Origin of the sequence: Anabaenopsis sp. FSS-46 (assembly GCF_029891665.1) — a bacterium.
Lineage (GTDB): Bacteria > Cyanobacteriota > Cyanobacteriia > Cyanobacteriales > Nostocaceae > Anabaenopsis > Anabaenopsis arnoldii.
In genome coordinates, this window is sequence record NZ_JANQDG010000072.1 from 1 (window position 1) to 21,532 (window position 21,532).

At 42.0% G+C, this 21,532-nt stretch carries 13 protein-coding genes and 1 pseudogene; 6 read left to right on the plus strand and 8 right to left on the minus strand.

Annotated elements, in window-relative coordinates; translation table 11 throughout:
• Positions 1-386 (minus strand): annotated as a pseudogene (locus NWP21_RS08415) (photosystem II q(b) protein); the annotation flags it as partial.
• Positions 387-907: 521 nt separating this feature from the next.
• On the opposite strand from NWP21_RS08415, the gene NWP21_RS08420 reads away from it, so the two are divergent.
• From NWP21_RS08420 to NWP21_RS08435, 4 genes are all read left to right on the plus strand, one after another.
• The gene (locus tag NWP21_RS08420) at positions 908-1,165 is read left to right on the plus strand and encodes a hypothetical protein (protein ID WP_280792341.1); all 258 of its coding nucleotides are present in this window, start codon (positions 908-910) and stop codon (positions 1,163-1,165) included.
• Positions 1,166-1,278: 113 nt separating this feature from the next.
• Positions 1,279-4,419 carry a phosphoenolpyruvate carboxylase gene (gene ppc, locus NWP21_RS08425; protein WP_280792342.1) on the plus strand — a complete coding sequence of 1,047 codons (3,141 nt, stop codon included), beginning with the start codon at positions 1,279-1,281 and terminating at the stop codon, positions 4,417-4,419.
• 71 nt (positions 4,420-4,490) lie between these two features.
• Positions 4,491-4,742, plus strand: a complete 252-nt coding sequence (locus NWP21_RS08430) for a hypothetical protein (protein ID WP_280792343.1) — start codon at positions 4,491-4,493, stop codon at positions 4,740-4,742.
• Between the two features lie 195 nt (positions 4,743-4,937).
• The gene (locus NWP21_RS08435) at positions 4,938-6,818 is read left to right on the plus strand and encodes an ABC transporter ATP-binding protein (protein WP_280792344.1); all 1,881 of its coding nucleotides are present in this window, start codon (positions 4,938-4,940) and stop codon (positions 6,816-6,818) included.
• Positions 6,819-6,950: 132 nt separating this feature from the next.
• Here NWP21_RS08435 and NWP21_RS08440 read toward each other — a convergent pair whose 3' ends face one another.
• The 4 genes from NWP21_RS08440 to NWP21_RS08455 form a co-directional block, all read right to left on the minus strand.
• Positions 6,951-7,928 (minus strand): sucrase ferredoxin, encoded by a 978-nt coding sequence (locus tag NWP21_RS08440; RefSeq protein ID WP_280792345.1) that lies wholly within the window; start codon positions 7,926-7,928, stop codon positions 6,951-6,953.
• Between the two features lie 896 nt (positions 7,929-8,824).
• Positions 8,825-9,448 carry an exopolysaccharide biosynthesis protein gene (locus NWP21_RS08445; protein WP_280792346.1) on the minus strand — a complete coding sequence of 208 codons (624 nt, stop codon included), beginning with the start codon at positions 9,446-9,448 and terminating at the stop codon, positions 8,825-8,827.
• Positions 9,449-9,527: 79 nt separating this feature from the next.
• Positions 9,528-10,454 (minus strand): N-acetylmuramic acid 6-phosphate etherase, encoded by a 927-nt coding sequence (gene murQ / locus NWP21_RS08450; RefSeq protein WP_271733507.1) that lies wholly within the window; start codon positions 10,452-10,454, stop codon positions 9,528-9,530.
• Positions 10,455-10,514: 60 nt separating this feature from the next.
• A complete protein-coding gene (locus tag NWP21_RS08455; protein ID WP_280792348.1) occupies positions 10,515-10,952 on the minus strand; it encodes a DUF3110 domain-containing protein in 438 nt (145 codons plus the stop codon).
• Positions 10,953-11,213: 261 nt separating this feature from the next.
• Between NWP21_RS08455 and NWP21_RS08460 the strand changes: the two genes are divergently transcribed.
• Positions 11,214-16,775, plus strand: coding sequence for a translocation/assembly module TamB domain-containing protein (locus tag NWP21_RS08460; protein ID WP_280792349.1), 5,562 nt, complete (start codon positions 11,214-11,216; stop codon positions 16,773-16,775).
• Positions 16,776-16,930: 155 nt separating this feature from the next.
• Here NWP21_RS08460 and NWP21_RS08465 read toward each other — a convergent pair whose 3' ends face one another.
• The gene (locus tag NWP21_RS08465; protein WP_271733512.1) at positions 16,931-18,010 is read right to left on the minus strand and encodes an aromatic ring-hydroxylating dioxygenase subunit alpha; all 1,080 of its coding nucleotides are present in this window, start codon (positions 18,008-18,010) and stop codon (positions 16,931-16,933) included.
• Between the two features lie 263 nt (positions 18,011-18,273).
• On the opposite strand from NWP21_RS08465, the gene NWP21_RS08470 reads away from it, so the two are divergent.
• Entirely contained in the window at positions 18,274-18,684 is a 411-nt protein-coding gene (locus NWP21_RS08470) for a heavy metal-responsive transcriptional regulator (RefSeq protein WP_280792350.1), read from the plus strand.
• Positions 18,685-18,708: 24 nt separating this feature from the next.
• Here NWP21_RS08470 and NWP21_RS08475 read toward each other — a convergent pair whose 3' ends face one another.
• Positions 18,709-19,407, minus strand: a complete 699-nt coding sequence (locus tag NWP21_RS08475) for a BON domain-containing protein (RefSeq protein ID WP_271733515.1) — start codon at positions 19,405-19,407, stop codon at positions 18,709-18,711.
• Positions 19,408-19,594: 187 nt separating this feature from the next.
• Entirely contained in the window at positions 19,595-21,463 is a 1,869-nt protein-coding gene (gene ftsH / locus NWP21_RS08480; RefSeq protein ID WP_271733516.1) for an ATP-dependent zinc metalloprotease FtsH, read from the minus strand.
• Positions 21,464-21,532 lie beyond the last annotated feature (69 nt).

The window sequence follows — 21,532 nt, forward strand, 5'->3', positions numbered from 1 at the left end:
CGACCTAGGTAGCAAGCGCAACCAATCAGGAAGTGGAAAATTACCAACTGGTAAGGACCACCGTTGTACAACCACTCATCTAAGGAAGCTGCTTCCCAGATTGGGTAGAAGTGCAAGCCGATGGCGTTGGAGGAAGGAACAACAGCACCAGAGATGATGTTGTTTCCGTAGATTAAGGAGCCAGCTACTGGTTCGCGGATCCCATCGATGTCTACAGGAGGAGCAGCGATGAACGCGATAATAAAGCAGGTGGTAGCAGCTAGGAGGGTGGGGATCATGAGTACGCCGAACCAACCGATATAAATCCGGTTATCGGTGCTGGTGATCCACTCGCAGAAGCGATCCCATACGTTGGCGCTTTGGCGCTGTTGTAAGGTTGTGGTCATTTGTTTATGATTGCAATGTATTTTTGTAACCAATTAGACGGTTTTTTTATCCGTCCGTTCTAATAAACTTAACATGTATTTACTTTTAGTGAAATATAAATTTTCTGATTTAATTAGCTGCAAGTATTAGATTTACTTATCAATACCTTGATCAATCAACCCCCTCCCTAACATTTTTGTTACTTTGTGGGCTGCCCAAATCCGATTCATGCTTAATGAAGTACACAAAAATTTGTTCCTTAATACCTGTTTGCAAAAAACTAAAAAACTTTGTATTTCACGAGCATGGGAAATGCTATATCACCACAAATGCTCAGATACCACTAAGAGAAGCAGTAGAATAGATTAGGATTAGACCTAAAGACCTTCAGAAACTACGCCGAGAATGGAAAAATCGAAAGCATCAAAACCGAGGGAGGACAGGGACTATTTAATTAATCTTGAATTCTACTCACGTGGTGCAACTAGACCTACCATTAGAGGTAGGGGAGTGTCAATCAGCCAACAACTAAGAATTAGCAATGACTTCTACTAACCAAAAATCTTCAGAGAATATCGGATTTAATCTGCCTTTGTTGAGCATTCCCCCATCTTTTCTTTTACAAATAGGTACAGCGTCTTTACTACTGCTGCTCACCGCAGAAAAAGCCACAGTCAAAGCCCTAGAATCTATAGGCGAAGCTAGTGAGGAATTGTTTCGCGGCGATCGCCTGCCAATTCTCCCTTTTCCAGTTAACAACAGTTGGGATACAAGCACCAGAGGTAGACAAACAGATTAAAAAATATATTTAGAAGCTAAAATCCTCAAGGTTTTTCCCTGAGAATTAATTTCGTCTATGGGATGTAAGTCTATAGGATGTAAACAGTAATCAGCTTGACAAGAGCAGCCATTATGAGTTCTATTTTATACAGTTTGTCTCAAGGGGTAAATTTTTACCCTACCTCAGAGTTATTTTTGCGCCATCGGTTGCAAGTGGTAGAAGAATTGTGGGAATCAGTACTCCGACAGGAATGTGGTCAAACAATGGTGGAACTATTGCGACAATTGCGGGGCTTATGTTCGCCGGAAGGACAAGCCACAAATGACCAGGCCGCATCTGCTGTGAAGTTGATTGAACAACTGAATATCAATGAGGCGATTCGAGCCGCTCGGGCTTTTGCATTGTATTTCCAGTTGATTAACATCATAGAGCAGGAATATGAACAGCGGCAGCAATTAACTCGCTATTCACCAGGGGAAGGAGAAACAGTTCAGGAAGGGACTTTATCCCACACTGCCTATTCTTCTAACCATCAAGAAGATGATGCCTTGATTGTTAACCAAGAAAAAGAAATTTGTACACAGACAATTAGTCTATTCTCTACAACAACTTGGGTAAATAAATCAACTAATAAAGAAAAAGGTACATTTGCTACTTTGTTTCCCCATTTATTTAGGCTAAATGTGCCACCCCAGCAAATTCAACGCCTGATTTCACAGTTGGATGTGCGTTTAGTGTTCACAGCCCACCCAACTGAAATAGTTCGTCACACCATCCGCGATAAGCAAAGGCGGGTAGTCAACCTGCTGCAAAAACTAGATGCGGTAGAAAATCGCAATGAAGGGACAGTAGGCGGATATCCATGGGAAGGGGCGGATTTGCGAGAACAATTACTCGAAGAAATTCGCCTGTGGTGGCGCACAGATGAACTGCACCAGTTTAAACCGACGGTACTCGATGAAGTAGATTATGCCTTACACTACTTCCAAGAGGTGTTATTTGATGGCATTCCTCAACTCTATAAGCGGTTAAAATATGCCTTGGGTAAGACTTTTAATTGGCTAGAACCGCCCCATAAAAACTTCTGCTCTTTTGGTTCTTGGGTGGGTTCAGATCGAGATGGTAACCCATCGGTAACACCAGAAATCACCTGGCAAACAGCTTGTTATCAGCGCCAAATGGTTTTGGAAAGATATATTAAATCAGTCAAACAGCTCATTGAATTATTGAGTGTGTCAATGCACTGGAGCGATGTCTTACCAGACTTGCTCGAATCTTTGGAGATAGACCAGTCCCAGTTAAGTGATGTGTACGATGCACTGGCTTTGCGATATCGCCAAGAACCTTATCGGTTAAAGCTGGCTTATGTGCTCAGACGGTTGGAAAATACTCGCGATCGCAATTTATCTTTGTATAACCGAGAAATATCACCCAGTATAGGCGTGAAACTTGACCATAACCTGAGCGGGGAAGTCCTAGGAGAAGAAGCCCCCATGTATCGTTCCGGGTCAGAGTTTTTAGCAGAATTGCGGTTAATTGCACGTAATTTAACCGAAACTGGTTTAAGCTGTGGGGAATTAGAAACTCTCATCTGTCAAGTAGAAATTTTTGACTTTAACTTAACTCAGTTGGATATCCGCCAAGAATCCACCAGACATTCTGATGCTTTAAATGAGATTCTGGAATATCTGCAAATACTACCCCAACCCTATAATGAACTATCCGAAGAACAGCGAGTTGCTTGGCTCACAGGGGAACTACAAACCCGCAGGCCGCTAATTCCGTCAGAATTGCCATTTTCGGCAAAAACTAACGATGTCATTGAAACTTTCCGGATATTGCGATCGCTACAGCAAGAGTTTGGTGTCAACATCTGCCAAACATACATTATCAGTATGTGTCGGCAAGTGAGCGATGTCTTGGAAGTGTTACTATTAGCCAAAGAATCCCGACTGTTTGACCCCGCCATCGCCGTGGGAACCATTCAAGTTGTCCCCTTATTCGAGACAGTCGAAGACTTACAACGCTCCAGAAGCGTCATGCGACAGTTATTTGAATTGCCATTATATCGAGCTTTATTAGCCGGTGGCTATGAAGCAGTTAAAGCTAGTCAAGAAAACGGCTCATCATTACCCATCCCCACCACAGCTTCCCCCCTCACTCCCAATTTACAGGAAGTCATGCTAGGGTATTCTGACAGCAATAAAGATTCTGGTTTTTTAAGTAGTAACTGGGAAATCCATAAAGCCCAAAAATCACTCCAGAAAATTGCTGAAGCATACGGTGTAAATTTGCGAATATTCCACGGGCGGGGTGGTTCCGTGGGAAGGGGTGGGGGACCAGCTTACGAGGCGATTTTGGCTCAACCAGGACTCAGTATCAATGGGCGCATTAAGATTACTGAACAGGGGGAAGTATTAGCTTCTAAATACTCCTTGCTAGACTTAGCTATGTACAACTTGGAAACTATTACCACTGCGGTAATTGAAGCTAGTTTACTACGAACAGGGTTTGATGATATCGAACCTTGGAATGAGATTATGGAAGAATTAGCCGGGCGATCGCGTCAACATTACCGCCAGTTGATTTACGAGCAACCGGATTTTATCGACTTTTTCCACCAAGTTACCCCCATTGAAGAAATTAGCCAGTTACAAATTAGCTCCCGTCCAGCGCGGCGACCATCAGGAAAAAAAGACCTCAGCAGTTTACGCGCCATTCCCTGGGTATTTAGCTGGACACAAACCCGTTTCTTATTGCCTTCTTGGTATGGTATTGGTACAGCTTTACAGGGATTCCTCAATGAAGAACCCGAAGAACATCTGAAATTACTACGCTACTTTTATCTCAAGTGGCCTTTCTTCAAAATGGTGATTTCCAAAGCAGAAATGACCCTGGCCAAAGTAGATATGCAAATGGCCCATCACTACGTGGAAGAATTAGCTAATCCTGAAGATAAAGCCAGACTAGAAAAAGTATTCGAGCAAATTGCCAACGAATTCTATCTCACTAGAGATTTAGTGCTGAAAATCACTGGACATACTCGGCTCTTGGATGGCGATCCTGTCTTGCAACGTTCAGTACAGTTACGTAATGGTACGATTTTACCTTTAGGTTTCATCCAAGTTTCCCTACTCAAACGCTTGCGTGAATCACGTAATTTAACTAGCACATCTGGTGTGATTAATTCTAGGTACAGCAAAGGCGAGTTACTCAGAGGCGCACTGTTAACTATTAATGGTATTGCCGCCGGGATGAGAAATACAGGTTGATCAAAGAACACCAAAAACTGTAGGGTGGGTTAGGGTAGCGTAACCCACCATTGCTAGAACTAGCATTAATCATGATGAAAAATAGATTTTTAACTTGCACATTCTTAGCTGTGACACTAGGTCTTTTGGGTGCTTACATCGGTGGACACATGACATCAATGCTACATAACCAGAACTGTCAAAACCAGTCTTGGGGCTTAAAAGTCATGTGTAATGTTTGGGTAACACCAGGAGCAACATGGCAAGGTAGTACAACTGGATTATGGATGGGTACCGTTTTGGGAGCCTTCATCGCCGGTTCGATCACACACACAGAAAGTTAGACTTTCTACCCTAAATAGGATGACAAAAATCAACTTAGTATTGATTTTATCTAAACATTATTGTAGAATAAAATAGTAATGTGGGGCATAGGGAATATCAAGCTTGTGGACTCTGCGAATGGGAAGAAACTCCTCTAAGTAAGTTGGCTAGATGAAGCAAGAATCCCATGTGCTTTTAGCCGTGGGAGTGTGAATATGAGCAATTACCAATCTGTAAACAAATCCCACCAGAACAACCGCTCAAATAACAACGACTGGCGGTTATTTTTACGTCTATTGCCCTATGCTCGTCGCCATGGAAAACTGCTGACACTGGCAATAGTCCTACTTGTACCCATTGCATTAGCCAACGCAGTGCAACCACTGTTGATTGGACAGGTGATTTCTCTGATTCGCAATGAACCAAGTACCTATGAGTTACTCAGGAATCTCCCCTTGAGGGAAGGGTTAAATATTCTACTAATATTAATACTTATAGCCATCGCCATCCGACTGGTATTAATTGGCATTCAGGGTTATATACTCCAAAAGCTGGGACAAAACATCACAGCCGCAATACGCCAGGATTTATTTCACCATGTCACATCTTTAGCAGTACGTTTTTTTGACCGTACACCCGTAGGTAAATTAATTACTCGACTCACCAGCGATGTGGAAGTATTAGGGGATGTCTTTTCCACCGGTGCCATCGGTATTGTCTCCAATATATTCAGTATGCTGGTGATCATCGCTATTATGTTTTCCATTGAGTGGAAACTTGCTTGCTTGCTGCTGCTGATACTCCTACCCATTACTTGGTTAATTATTTACTTTCAGCAACAGTACCGCCAAGCCAATTATAAGGTACGGGAAGAACTTTCTAGTTTAAATTCTCAGTTACAAGAAAATATAGTTGGTATTAATGTAGTCCAGTTGTTCCGACGAGAAAAATTTAATGCCGAATTATTTCGCCACACAAATCAACGTTACATCCAGGAAATAGATAAAACCATTTTTTATGATTCCGCTGTTTCAGCAACTTTAGAATGGATAGCACTAATGGCGATCGCCGGGGTTCTGTTGTTAGGTGGTTGGTTGCTCTTAGGTGACTTCCTCACCTTCGGAATTTTAGCAGCATTTATCTTATATGCCCAGCGACTATTTGACCCTTTAAGAGATTTTGCCGAAAAATTTACCGTCATCCAAGCTGGTTTTACCGCCATTGAACGCATTATCAACATTTTAGATGAACCCATAGAAATCCGCGATACTAGTCATCCTCGCTTTTCTATATTTGATTCAACTTTTGGTTATATAGATGAAATAGTTGGTAAGATAGAACACCAAGATTTTGACACTCCTGTACAATTGGGAGAAATTCGTTTTGAAAATGTCTGGTTTGCTTACAAAGACGATGATTATGTAATTAAAAACTTAAGTTTCGTAATTCATCCCGGCGAAAAAGTCGCATTAGTCGGTCCCACAGGTGCGGGAAAAACTTCAGTTATTCGGCTATTGTGCCGTCTTTATGAACCAACCCAAGGGCGCATTTTACTAGATGGCGTAGATATTCGGGAGCTAGCACAGGCAGACTTACGACGCTATATGGCAGTAATTTTGCAAGAAGGCTTTTTGTTTGCTGGTGACGTTAAAAGTAACATCACTTTGGGCGACTATTATCCCCTTGAAGAAATTCAACAAGCCGCCAGTAAAACCAATATTGCTGAGTTTATTGAACAATTACCCCAAGGGTATGATACTAAACTGCGGCAACGAGGCACAAATATTTCTAGTGGTCAAAAGCAACTTTTAGCCTTCGCACGTGCCGCAATTCGTAACCCACAAATTCTAGTTTTGGATGAAGCCACCGCTAGTTTAGACGTGAATACAGAAACCTTAGTCCAAGAGGCATTAAACCAAGTTTTAGTGAGGCGTACCGCCATTATTATCGCTCACCGACTGTCCACAATTCGCAATGTAAATCGAATTTTTGTGTTACAGCGAGGTGAATTAGTCGAAGCAGGAAGCCATGAGGAATTGTTACAAGCTGGTGGACTATATTCTACGTTACATAATTTGCAAATGCTCGGTTCTTAACTGGTGTTTCCTATAAAAGTGTGGTTTGTTAAACCATGAGTTTTGTTGTTTAAAATTTGCAATGATTGAGAGCTTATTTTTACTAGCTGTTTGGTAGATAACAACCTCATCATCTTTGTAAATCAGCAAGCCTTAATTACTTAAACTTGCAACTTTATTACATACAATTCTCATACTATCTACAGCATATTTGACAAATACAGAATTTTCTTTGGCATTACAAGAACCCTTGATTTCCAGTGTCCTTGTTTTGTCTTTGACAAGTTTCGCCTCGTAAATAAATAGAGAACCATGTGAGTCCTCAAAACTTAACTCGGCTAAGATTGTATTGTTATCTAAACTCTGCTGAATAATTTTCCCCCCTACTTGATAATTAAACCAATCCCACCCGTGATATAACATCAGTTCTCTTTCTAAGATTTGTAGCGCACTAGGTAGAACTCCCCAGCCTCTATATACTTTCCTGAGAGATTCTATATCACCTGTACGAGTTAAAATTGACCTCAGGGATTCCTGATTGAGAACACCATAATATCTACCATCTGGTAAATCTATTGCTGTTGGTGCAAATCGATGTCCACCAAAATGGCTAGATTTCCAAATCCTCACATGATCCAACTCCAAATCCGTCACAGTCGTCCTAGCTTGGAAATAAAAAGGACTACCATATCTAGCGCAACATTGATCATGGCTACCGTGGGTACAGACTAAAATATCTCTAGTTATACCTGTATCTATTTCATAGTCGGATATTTTTCCCCATAAATATTGTTTTACCACCCCCGCTGCTTGTTCAATATGTGGTAGTTTAAACTCGTATTTTTGGTATCCATGACTCATACCCTCTTGTTTTTGGTAAATCAAAAGGGTGGTGTAGTCCACTTTATGGGAATAATTATTCGCAATTAAAAGAAACCTCACGGGTAATCTAGCACAGCGGACTTCCTCTACTAGAACCTGTAAATTATTTGGTACCCATTTAGATTGAAAAGCCTCATAAGTCCAGGGTTGAGGACATTCAACTAAAATATATGTTTGATAATTTGTAGCACTACCAATAATATCTTCTCCGAGTTCTCGTGCATGATCAGAACAAAAAAAAGTATTCATCGAAATTTACTCATTAGTGAATTGTATGAACAGAAGATTATGAGAAAAAACTCATGTAATTTTGGCTACGATGCTTCAACCCTGAGCAATAAACGAGAATATTCTGCATTTACTAGTAACAAGCAGGTAGGCACTTTATAGCATCATTTTTAATAAATTCCTTTCTGGTTAACAAAGTCTCTAGATTAAAGTTCACTCACCCCCGGAGAGATATTACAGCAACCTTCAAATTCATTTTGTATTGTTTTTTATTAGCCGGTTCAAAAGATTCTACTTGCTGAGTTTACCTGGTAGCTTGCGTAGCCTAGCCATACTGACTCCCAGCGCAATACTTGATATATATCAAGGCTGGAAAAGGCTTGAAACCCATAGCTGGCGTGGCGTAGCCATAAAAATCCTGTTGTTTGCCTGTTGTTTGCCTGTTCTTATCCAGAAACAATACCCACCTATTCCCGGATTCCATGAGACTACTTGCTTTTAATATATCAAAATCTTAACCTATATTGCTAAATATTCTCAATAATTTTCTAAAAAAAGATAAAATATCAGCGTTGGTTGCATTCAAAACCAATATCAGGATGATTTGTGATACATGGGTTTGATTTTCTTTATCCTTGAGATATTTTCACATTTTTTTTCAACTAAAGACCTGATTTTAAGTGGGATAATAGCAAAGTGCCCGTATTTTTTGCTGTTGGCAATCTTGTTTGATTCTTGATTTTTTATTCATTAATCCAATTATAGCATTTTCCATGCTCGTGAGGTACAATTTTTTTTATTTTGAGGGAACACACCGAACAGGGAATAGGGAATTGGTGTGTACTTCATAAGCCTGAAAAAGGCTAGATACATTCATTCGTCCGCTCTCATAGGACCTTAGTAATATTTTTCCTGTTTTAACGGCCCAACCAAGTTTTAACTAAGTCCAGAAGACTAGAACCACCCCAAATTAGAGCGCTCAAAATTGAAATAGTCAAAATTGCGCCGAAAAGACACATGATTAAACCACCTAAGGTAATTGCTCCGTCATCTTCGAGCAAACCAAAGCTAGTGACAAAAACCCCCATTGCCGGGAGAGTATTGGTTCCCGGAACCGGAATCATCATGGAAATTGCCATCAAGGCGATCGCACTACCAATAGTGATTCTACCTGGTAGAGTGGTACAAATATAAGTCAAACGCGGACGGGAGATGGATTCAATCCTTTGGAGCCAAGGATTTCCTACTTGTAAAAATTTCTGGACTGTTGTTAGTTTTACGGGATAATTCATCATTTTGGGGGGTAACCAGGGGATTTTCGCACCTATAATTAGCTGTACAGCCAGCAAAAAAATCAGGATACCGAAAGGAATGGAGTAACCAGGCGCAGGAACAGGTAAAGCCGAAGGAAGGGACAGAATCACCAGTAAAAACCCAAAAACTCGCTCTTTGGCTAGGAGCAGAATTTCTGCCAAGGTCACGTCAGGGGATTGGTGATCATCAAAAAAGTAGCGTTGTAACTCTTGGGATAGTCTAGCCATAGATGAGCAAATCTGAGTGAATTTGAATCAAATAAATCAAATAGATGGAGGTACTTTCGGCAAAAACAGTGAGAATCTCTCAATGTTGTTTGTGATTGTTGTAACTAGTAACAGCCAGCCTGAGATTACCTTGGTGTTGTGCGAGTAAGCGATCGCCAGCCTCCTTTTCCAAACCAGTCCAGTGCATGAGTAACGCTAGCTTAACCCACTTCCCACTACGTTCGAGTAAAAAACCGGCAGCTTCGCGACTTAAACCTGTTAAGTCTTGTAACATTCGTAGAGCCCGATCGCGTAACTTGTGGTTAGTTACTGCCACATCCACCATCCGATTACCATAAACTTTACCCAGCTTCACCATCACCCCAGTAGATAGGATATTTAAGGCTAACTTTGTCGCGGTACCAGCCTTTAAACGAGTTGAACCAGCCAGGATTTCCGGACCAGTTAATAAGCGAATATCAACATCAGCATCAATGCGCACCTGTTCTGTAGGTACACAAGCCATGAAAATAGTGCGAGAACCACGCTGACGGGCTGCATTGAGCGCTCCATGAACAAAAGGAGTAGTTCCCCCCGCAGTAATACCCACTACTACATCTAGTTGAGTCACCTGTCGTTGAGCAATAGCCGCCTCACCATCTTCGCTACGGTCTTCTAAATCTTCAGAACTGCGCACCAATGCACCAGCACCACCGGCAATAATACCCTGTACCAACTCTGGGGGGGTACAAAAAGTAGGTGGACATTCAGCAGCATCTAACACTCCTAACCTGCCACTAGTTCCTGCCCCCACATAAAATAAACGTCCTCCCTGACTCAAACGTTCTGCGGTTAAATCAATGGCTTGAGCCAATTGAACTTGAGCAGCCGCCACTGCCGCCAGGGCCTTTTCATCTTCCCGATTAAACAAATCCACCAACTCAATAGAATTAAGCTGGTCTAAGTTAAGACTATGAGGATTTACCTGCTCAGTTAATAGATAGCTGCGTTCCTGTAAATTTGACATGGCCGACATCTTGTATAAATCGTATTATTGAAACCTTTCTTCCCCCATTCCCCAATTAACTCACAATAATCCTTCTAATTGATGACGGATTTTTTCTAGTTCAGAATCAGACATTTCTGGTGCTGCTGGTGGGACTTGCTGAGAACGGTAGTCCTCACTAGCATCCGACAGTTGCCAGTCAGTATGATCCAAGTTAATTTCTGGGGGTATGATTAAATCACTGTTAGCCGGAATAATTTCCCATTCATAACCAGCACTTTCACAAAAATCCTTAATTTCCTCAGCATCGACCATTTCTACCGTCGGGGTAGGGAAATCCTGAGCTTCCAGTAATAAAGCAAAGCGCAGAGCATCATCTTCTGACTCAAACATCAAAATTTTATTGCGTACACCTCGGGAATGGGACGCGGAAGCATCAGCCACCCGAATTGAGTGAATGCCTTCATTTTCGGTGTTAACATTGAAAATTAATACAAAAACACGCATGGGCGTAATCATCTATCTTGTGTTTAGGAATCTACCTAATATTATTAAAGGTTTCAGCGGTGCATCTGAAAAACAGACAGCTATAAGATTAAATTTATTCAGATTGTTCATATGGGGGGGTGTCAATCCCATTCCCCAAATCAAAAATAGGTTTTGTATCCTGGAAGAGGCGATGGCTAACACCACGCCCCCAATGATAGTAATTTATTTCATTAGTCACAGGATACATCCAGCCAATGGCTAAGGCCATGCTCCCCTATCAGCAAAACCATAATGAGTAAATCTCCCCATCAAAATGATCATTCCCATTCATCCCCTCACAAGAAACGCCACAAGACTCACCCCAGGCGTTTGTGGTTGGGCGCTTGGAGTCGCGGTAGCATTGTCCTGAGCGGACTGTTGCTAGTGCCAATGACCTTGTTAACAGGGGGTGGTATATGGCGGTTGCAGCATTTCCTCCACAAAGAATTAACACCCCTAGCCGCAACCAGCATCACCAACACACTCAACCGTCCAGTCAAATTGGGAGAAGTTACAGGTTTTTCCTTGACAGGGTTACAATTTGGTGCATCTAGCATCCCTCCTACACCCACAGACCCAGACCAAGCTGTAGTGGATGCTGTGGAAGTGGGTTTTAACCCGTGGCAATTAATTTTTCAGCGTCAACTTCAGCTAGATGTCACCCTAGTTAACCCCAATATTTACATTGAACAAGATGATCAAGGGCGCTGGATTACTACTGAAATTTCGCCGCCTCGTCAAGCAGGTTTGATTAAAACTGATTTAGACAAACTCCGGTTTCGCAATGGCAAGTTGGTATTGAAACCCCAACCAGCAGATGATCAAGTCCAAGATCAGACTGAGAAATTTTCTATTACTCCTGTAGGATTTTCACAAATTAATGGCACTGCCCAACTCTTAGAAAAAAACCAACTGATTAAGTTTCAACTTAGGGGTGAAGCGGATAGTGGGGGGAGTGTTGCTATTCAAGGAGAGGTGATTCCCCAAACATTAGCATCTAAATTACAACTGCGATCGCAAGATTTATCCGCAGATCAAATTACCGACCTGATCAAATTACCTTTTGACTTACAAACAGGTAAAGTTAATGGCAACTTGCAGATTCAACTCACCCCAGACCAGCCCCAGCGTGGCATCCCAGGGAAGCTAGTTTTAGACGGCTCCGCCCACTTGCAAGGGGTAACAATGCAAATTGCCAAGACACCGCAACCTTTTCTAAATACCCAAGGGCTCATCCGCTTCCAAGGGAGGCAGATAAAACTAGATAATGTTGCTGGTAACTACAGCAAAATTCCTCTAGTAGCTACAGGAATCATTGACCTGGATACAGGCTTTAAATTAACAGGGCGTGTCAATACTGTCAGTGTGTCCCATGCTCAAGAAAGTCTCAACATCAAACTGCCAGTAGATGTAAGGGGACAGTTACAAGCTGACTTGCAACTAGTTGGCCCCATAACTAAACCAGTCCTCTCAGGGTCAGTATCCACTGCCAAAACCGCCCTTGATAAAATAGATTTTAATTATATTACTACTAAATTTGAATTTATTCCACATACTAATTTAGTTAGCTTGAGAAATATTCAGGCAGAACCCGCAGTTGGTGGAAAAATAAAGGGATTTGGCGAAATTACATTAGGAGCAACACCCCAATTAGATTTTAATTTTGCAGCTGAGAAGATTTCCGGGGATGCGATTGCGCTTCGCGCTGCACCGGAGGTAATGGCACAACTTTATGAAACAATACTACCCTCCAAGAAAACATTATTTCTTGGTACTGTTTCCGCCACAGCCCAATTGAATGGTGCAGCTGATAATGTGCAAACTCTAGTGAAATGGCGAGCCAATGAAGCCACCTATCCTGTGAGTGGTGAAACCATTATCGCCCCAGATGGTACTGTCGCCTTTCGCAATGTACTCTTAAATGTGGCAGGTGGTATGGTGCGAGGTTCTGGTAATTTTGCCAATGGGCTTTGGCGAGGGGATATGCAAGCGGCCAGTGTCGGCTTGAAACCTTTTGTAGATCAAAATCAACTGCAAAATATCTCTTTGACCGGCGCAGCGTTTAATGGTCGTGTGATCCTCGAAGGCAGGGTAGAACCATTTCAAATTGCCACCATTCGCACCGAGGATGCCAGAATTAACATTGCTGGAGGCACAATTGCAGTTTCCGATGTCCAGTTGCAAAACCAAGAGTTTTCCGCTCAACTAGTTGCTAATGGTGTGAGACTAGCGGACATCTTCAAAGAATCTCCCCCGTCCTTGGATGGCTCCTTGGCGGGTAAGTTTCAAATAGTAGGTAACACAGAGAACTTTGCACTCAATAGTTTAAGTGGCACTGGTGAGGGACGGCTGAGTCTCCCCGGTGCCACTATAACAGCTTCTAAGATTCAATTAGCTAACGGTTTATATCAAGCAAAACTGCAAACTACTAATCTGCCTTTGCAACAGTTGCTAGCAGTACCATCTAAATTCCAGGGAGGGTTAACTGGTCAATTAAATGTAGCCGGGTCTGTTTATTCCTTTGGACTAGCAACCATTCAGGCACAGGGTGAAGCACAGTTAAATGTTGCAGGGGGTAAGATTAGGGCTGCTCATATCCAAGTAGCTAACGGTAGCTATCAGGTGCAATTTGATGCGGCTGGGGTGGAATTAAATCGGTTCAATGACAAGTTACGCGGTGATTTGGCTGGTAAGTTCAAGGTGTCCGGTATCTTGGGGTCTACAACTTTAGCTGATGTGCGCGGGTCGGGACAAGTGGAATTGTCTCGCGGTATCCCTGCTATTGAAAGACCTTTGAGTGCCGCAGTAACTTGGAATGGTGAAAAGCTGGCTATTCAAGAAGCTACTGCTACTGGATTAAATATCAGTGGTGATATATTTACTAATGCTCAAATCCCTGGTATACCGAAAATTACTGACTTAAATCTCCAAGTCCAGGCGCAAAATTATAACCTAGAACATTTACCCATGAGTCTGCCTAATCAATTGGCTGTGGCGGGAAATCTGGATTTTAAAGGACAAATCACTGGGAATTTACCTTTACCTAATGTGACAGGAAAGGTGGGTTTACGAGATTTGGTTGTACAAAATGTCGCTTTTGAACCTTTGTTAACTGGAAATATTCAGTCAGCCAGGGGTGGAGGTTTGAGTTTAGATTTGACGGGAAATAGAGATAGGATTGCCTTAAGCTTAGATGATCAAAATCGCCCCCAACGGTTTTTAGTCAAGCGGGAACAGTCTTTAGCTACAGGTGAAGCACAAGGGGATGATTTGGCTGTTAAGGTGGCTAACTTTCCTTTAGACATTTTAAATTTGAGACCATCGCCAAATCTGCGCCTAGGTCCTGGTACGGTGAGGGGGGTGTTGACTGGGGATTTACTTCTGAATCAACAGACTTTGACCGCTAGAGGGAATTTAGCAGTGGTATCTCCACAACTTGGCTGGATTAAGGGCGATCGACTAGGGTTGGAATTCCGTTATAGTGATGGTGAAGCTACAGTGATCAGCAGCGAACTGGTCAAAGGCCAGAGTCGTTATGCTATGCAGGGCAATTTTGCTCAAACTCCCAAAGGTCCCCAACTCCAAGGTAAGTTGAATGTCACCCAGGGTGATATTCAAGATGTGCTCACGGTAGCGAAAATATTGCAATTACCAGATTTACAAGGGGTTGATATTACGGCATCTACCTATGGTATGGCTACAGATTTGACAACTCAACACAGGGGATTAAGTCAAACGACTCCTTTATTAAATCAATTGGAACACTTTAATAAAATAGATTCGGAGTTGACAGCACAAGCTGAAGAACGCCTCAAATCTGCTCCTATACCAGATTTGGCTGATTTAAAAGGAATTTTTGAGGGGGAGATGGCTTTAGATACTACCAGCCCCGGGGGTTTATCAGTAGAATTTAATTTGAAGGGTGAAAATTTTACCTGGGGTAAAAAAGCAACCAGTCGTTTTTATAGTTTTGACAACATCATTGCCCAAGGTAATTTCCAAAATGGTATTTTGCAATTAAGACCATTACGAATTTCTGTAGACAATAGCCTTTTGTCTTTTACAGGTAATATTGGCGGTGATGATCAATCAGGTCAATTACGGGTAAGGAATTTTCCGGTACAGTTAGTAAATAATTTCCTCAAGCTCCCAATAATTGGTGTTTCAGGTAATCTCAATGGTAGTGCTGCGTTAGCCGGGAGCATTGCTAATCCGCAAACCAAAGGGGATTTGGAAGTTACAGAAGGAACATTAAATGGGGTTTCGGTGGAGTCAGCTAGAGCCAGTTTCAGTTATGCTGATGGACGCTTCAACTTTGGCAGCACTGTTTCTATTGTGGAAAGCCAGCCAATTAATATTACTGCCAGTATCCCCTATCAGTTACCTTTTGCCTCAGTCTTACCAGATAACAATCAAATTAGTCTGGATGTTCAGGTGAGAAATGAGGGATTAGCAATATTAAACCTGTTGACTAATCAGGCGGTGTTTGAAGGAGGCGAGGGAGACGTAGATATTGCAGTGCGCGGTACTCTTGAAAAGCCAATAGTAAATGGTATTGCTTCGGTAAATAATGCTACTTTTGCATCTGATTTACTACCGGAAAAAGTCAAAGGTGTTACCGGAAAAGTACTGTTTGATTTTGACCGCATTTTAGTAGAAAACCTCGAAGGTCAGTTCAGCCGAGGTAAAGTCGTAGCATCCGGAGAAATTCCCATTTTCAACAATGCACAACCGAATTTGGAGAATCCCCTGACTGTTAATATTGGTGAGTTAGTTTTGAATCTGGATGGCTTGTACCAAGGAGGTGCTAGTGGCAATTTACAGATTACTGGTTCGGCTCTCAACCCGGAAATTGGCGGTCAAGTAAATCTATTCAACGGTGAGGTTTTATTAGCTGCTGCTAACCCACCAGATGCTAAAAATAGTAAAGCTGCAAAAGCTTCTACCCGGAAATGGTCATCCTCTCTCCAAGAACCTACTCTCAGTCCAGGGGTTATATTTAATAATTTAGCTCTGGAACTCGGTAAAAATGTCGCAATTATTAATCCACCTCTTCTGAGCTTTACGGCTTCAGGTGACTTAACGGTGAACGGTTCCTTTACTAAACCAATACCCGATGGGACTATTAGGTTAGAAGAAGGTCAGGTGAATTTGTTTACTACACAGTTTAACCTGGCTCGTGGTTACCAACATACAGCCACCTTTAGAGGTAGTCAACCCCTTGACCCAGAATTAGATGTGAGGTTAGTCACTAAGGTACTAGACCTAGTTCAGAGTAGTGATTTCACACGCCCTAATGGTTTGGGGTTAGCAGCTTTAGAGAGTGTTCAAGTTGAGGCCAATGTCCAAGGTTTTGCCAGTCAATTAAATGAAGTCCTGGAACTGACAAGCAGCCCATCGCGATCGCAAACTGAAATTGTCGCTTTGTTGGGGGGTGGGTCGATCAGTGGTCAGGGAGGTAGAGATACTACTTTAGGCCTGATTAATATTGCCGGATCTGCGGTATTTAGCAATTTGCAGTCAGCTTTTAACGAGCTTGGTAGTGCTTTTGGCTTAACTGAACTGCGTATATTTCCGACTATTCTTTCTCAGAATCCCGAAGCCGGAAGAAACAATTCTACCTTGGAATTGGCAGCAGAGGCTGGTATTGACATTTCTCCTAAGGTTTCTGTTTCCAATATTAAAATTTTGACCGCCAAAGATCCTTCACAGTGGGGTATAAACTATCGAATTAGTAACCAATTTCGTCTACGTGCTTCCACTAATTTAGAGGATGACAGTCGTGCTGTAGTGGAGTTTCAAACGCGATTTTGAACTGACTCCAAGGGGAAAAAAAGAAAAAATTGTGAAAAATTTAGTGTTAATTTATACGATTTGTCCTGGGGATAGTTGTTATACTCATATTTAGGTTCTACCTGGGAATTATTGAAGTGGCTCTGCCACTTCATTTTTATAGAAATTTGCCTATACTAATCATTAGATTTGCTATCGCGCCACGTTGCAGGGGGTTCTCTGATTTCACTGTGCGATCGCGCTAATTGCCAAGTCTTTAACATCAGGGGTTTTTGTTGTTCCAGATGGTTAACAAATTGTATAATTGAATGGTCTGCTTTGATGGGAGTTTTCAAATCAAAATTAATGGTTTGAAAAATTTTTAGATAATCTTTAATCCAATATCTAGCTGCAATTTTAGTCAGCCACAGCAAGACCCGATTATATAACCAACCGGAAATATCCCCACGTTTCTGACTAATCAGTATAACTTTACCTTCAGATTTGCTCCCTTCCAAGAGGCGTAGAGCCACCATAATGTGAACTTGGAATAAATTCGTCCGCACAGTCACAATGTTAGTGCTACCATACCAATAGCAGATATTCTGGACAATATTTTTACACAAAGGACGAATCAGCCGGAATAAAATTGAACTTTTAGCGATAGATATTGTATTGCTGAAGATAATAGCATTTTGATTAATTTCTTGGTTGTCAAAATTAATTTTTGATGCTAGTTTGTGAACTGTATTAAAATGTTGGGCATCAATAGGATTAATCATCACCGCGTTAGGGTGAGAGTTAACCAAGAAATCATTACCAAAAGCCACATCACATTCCTTGTTTTCTAACTCTGGAACAAAGGGTAAAGGTTGTTTGGGTATGTCTCCAGTCCAAACCCAAATCATGCCATATTTCTCAGCGGTTGGCCAAGTTTTTAACCTGACGGCAATAGGCTGATCTAAACATGGAATATTAACACAGAATCCTTGTTCATCAAACTGCCAATGATGGAAAAAACAGCGCAGTTCATTACCCTCAACCTTCCCTTGAGCCAGGTGAGCGCCCATGTGGGGACAGTAAGCATCAACGATTACTGCTCTTTTATCTTTACCACGGTAAATCGCCAATTCTCTACCCAAAACTTTGACAGGCTTTACCTCTTTGACCCGCAGTTTTTTTGATGGTATCACCCAGTACCATCCCTCAACAAAACGTTCAGGATGATTAAAAATTCTCGGTTTATGGGTTGAAATCAGGTTCTGCTTAACATTCATTTTCTAGTTTCGCTTGAAGTGAAGCGGTTAATCTAGAAATAACATGAGCATCTGGGAAAAACGGTTAATTTCAGTACCGAGAAACATAGTTGCACAAGTAAATTAATCAAGATAAGTCCTCTGTTGATATCACATTGAAGCGAGGGAATAAAATTGTTATTTTTTTGTTAATTAAATATAAAATAATTACTAGATAGATACCCGAATCTTGTACCTAGTCCTGAAGGATGTTATAGTTAGCAGGAGAATGGGTAAACTCTACCGTGTTACATCAGGATAAAAAACTGTTTTTAATTGGTCAGGTAACAAGTCTGAGTGGAATTGCCATCAGAACAATTCGCTATTACGAAAGTTTAGGCTTAATCAAATCATCAGGACGCACAGAGGGAGGTTTTCGCCAATTTTCCCTAGATGTGCTCAACCGGTTAGCTTTCATTAAAAGAGCCCAAAGTTTAGGTCTAAGTCTGGAAGAAATTGGCGATATTCTAGCTGTTTATGACCAAGGAGAACCCCCCTGTGGCGAAATTCAAGAAAAGTTAGTAGAAAAACTGTCCCGGATTGATAGCCAAATTGCTCAGTTATTGACTTTACGTGGACAAATTGGGGACTTATTGGCTGGATGGCACGATAAACCAGATCAGCAAGAGGATAAAATTTGCCCAATTATCCAATAACAGTATGGGAAGTAGATGTACAGGTTAATCTTCACCCAAAAATTCTTGATCTTCTAGGTAACGAATAGCCAAGCCATCAACCACCTTCACTACTCCTTTAGTATAGGTGGCTGCGTTGTGTGCTGCTCTCCACGCTCCCCAATTGGGAACAAAGCCGGTGAGGGTAACTCTACCATTTTCCACTACGACATTGACATCTTCAGCTTCAACAAAGGTGTTGCGTTCTAAAGCATTCTCAATAGTTCTGGCAATTTCTTCATCTTCTGGTCTCTTAGTGGGGACAACAGCTAGTTCATTGATAATATCAATTACTCCGGTAATGGCGTATGCTATGTCTTGCGCCTGAAATTTTTTCCAATAAGCGTCTACTGTCCCCCGCAAAGTTAGTAACCCACCGATAACGCTCACATCAATTTTGTTAGCATCAATATCTGGATCCCAACTAAGAGCGTTGGCTACATTGGATGCGATTTCTTCATCTATGGGAACAGGAATTGTACTAGGATACTGCACTTGTAAATGATTAATTACCTCCGATATTCCCGGTATTTCTTTTGTATCTTGTTCTGCTATGCTTTTGGCTCGATAACTAGGTACTGTTCCCCGTAGGGTGACTTTGGTATGATCAACAGTTACACCTACATCTGCCGCATTTACACGGTCGTCCCAATGCAGTTTTTCTACAACTTTAGCTTGGAGTTCTTCATCTATGGCTATAGTCATAATTACACCCGTTTAATTGCTGTGTTCTCAGTGCAGCCGCCTTAACTGACTCTAATATTAATTAGATTTGCTTTTCCTCTCTCCTGGGAGATGTATTGAAAATTTTGATTTATATACTTAGGTAAGATACCGAATTTATGGGGAAGTGAAACAATATTCAGCCCGCGTGGGCGAGCTGAATGTGTACTTAGTAAGATACAACTAGTGTTTCATCGGTGACTTTGGTATATTGGGTGACGATTTCTCGGAAGAATTGACCCTCAATAGTTTCCTGGTCTAACAATAAATCAACTAAATATTCCAAAACTTCGCGGTGATCTTGTAATAGTTGTTTTGCTTGTAGGTAGGAACTGTTGACAATTTCCCGGACTTGAGAATCAATTTTGGCGGCAATTTTTTCAGAATACTCTGATTTACTCATCCAGTCGCGCCCCAAGAAGACTTCACTGCTTTGATTTTCTAAGGACAATAATCCTAAATCAGACATCCCAAACCGTGTTACCATTTGTCTGGCCATTGTTGTAACTTGTTGCAAATCATTACTTGCACCTGTTGTTACTTCTGGCTGACCGAAAACAATTTCTTCGGCGGCGCGACCCCCCAATGTGGCGATAATTTTGGCTTTGATTTGAGAGCGGGAAATTAACCCCTGTTCTTCGTTGGGTGTAAACCAAGTTAGTCCTAGTGCTTGACCCCGGGGAATGAGTGTCACTTTCTGAACTGGGTCATGGTCTTTGAGTAGTGTGCCGATTAGGGCGTGTCCCACTTCATGGTAGGCTATGAGGCGCTTGTTTTTGCTATCGACTAAGGCCGTACCTTCCATACCTGCTACGACTCTATCTATGGCATTATCTATTTCTAGAATGGTAATTGCTTCTTTGCGTCTTCTAGCAGTGAGAATGGCTGCTTCATTGAGTAAGTTGGCTAAATCTGCACCCGTAAAACCAGGAGTTCGCCGCGCGATCGCATCTAAGGATACACTAGAGTCAATCTTTTTATTGCGTGAGTGGACTTGCAAAATTTCCGCACGTCCTTTGAGGTCTGGAGCGTCAACCATCACTTGTCGGTCAAAGCGTCCGGGTCTGAGCAATGCTGCATCTAAGACATCAGGGCGGTTAGTCGCAGCAATAATAATAATACCTGTGTTACCTTCAAAACCATCCATTTCGGTGAGCAGTTGGTTGAGAGTTTGTTCCCTCTCGTCGTTACCGCCACCGATACCAGTCCCCCGCTGTCGTCCCACTGCATCGATTTCATCGATAAATATTAAGCAGGGGGCGTTTTCCTTAGCTTTTTTAAATAAGTCCCGGACGCGGGACGCACCTACCCCCACAAACATCTCTACAAATTCTGACCCGGAAATACTAAAGAAAGGTACACTAGCTTCCCCGGCGATCGCTTTTGCTAGCAAAGTTTTACCAGTACCCGGAGGGCCGACTAATAAAACTCCTTTGGGAATGCGCGCACCTACAGCAGTAAATCTTTCTGGTTGCTTGAGGAAGGTCACCACTTCTGCTAGTTCTTCCTTGGCTTCTTCCACCCCAGCCACATCATCAAACTTGACACCAGTTTTTGCTTCCATTTGAAAGCGAGCGCGAGACTTGCCAAAATTCATGGCTTGATTAGAAGCATTGGCGGAGCGTCGGAGGAATAATAACATTAAAGCCACCAGTGGTAAAATCCACATGAGGTTAATTAACAGTCCCACAGCTAACCTGCTGTTAGCAGAGGAAACCTGACCAAAATCTACGTCTTGTTCTATGAGTGTGTTAATTAACTCAGTGTTTTTTGCTAACAGCCTGACTCTTATTGGTGGTGCATCAGGAGCTTGTCCCTTGAGATAAACCTTGGCTATCTGTTCGGTTTCGTCCAGCTCTACTTTTTTTACTTCCCCTTGTTTAGACTTATTAATTAACTGACCATAAGTCAGGGAGTCGCCCTCGGCTTTTTGCCCCCAGGCGGGAGTACCCATAAAAATACCTGGTAACATCAGTAAACTGGCGACTAAGGCAGCTGTACGCTGTTTTCTCAATGACTTTTTCCCGACATTTTCCATAATAATTACCCTTTGTCTAGTGGCATTAGCTGCGCCCTGAATTTATGCCTATGTTTTCGGCAAAAATTA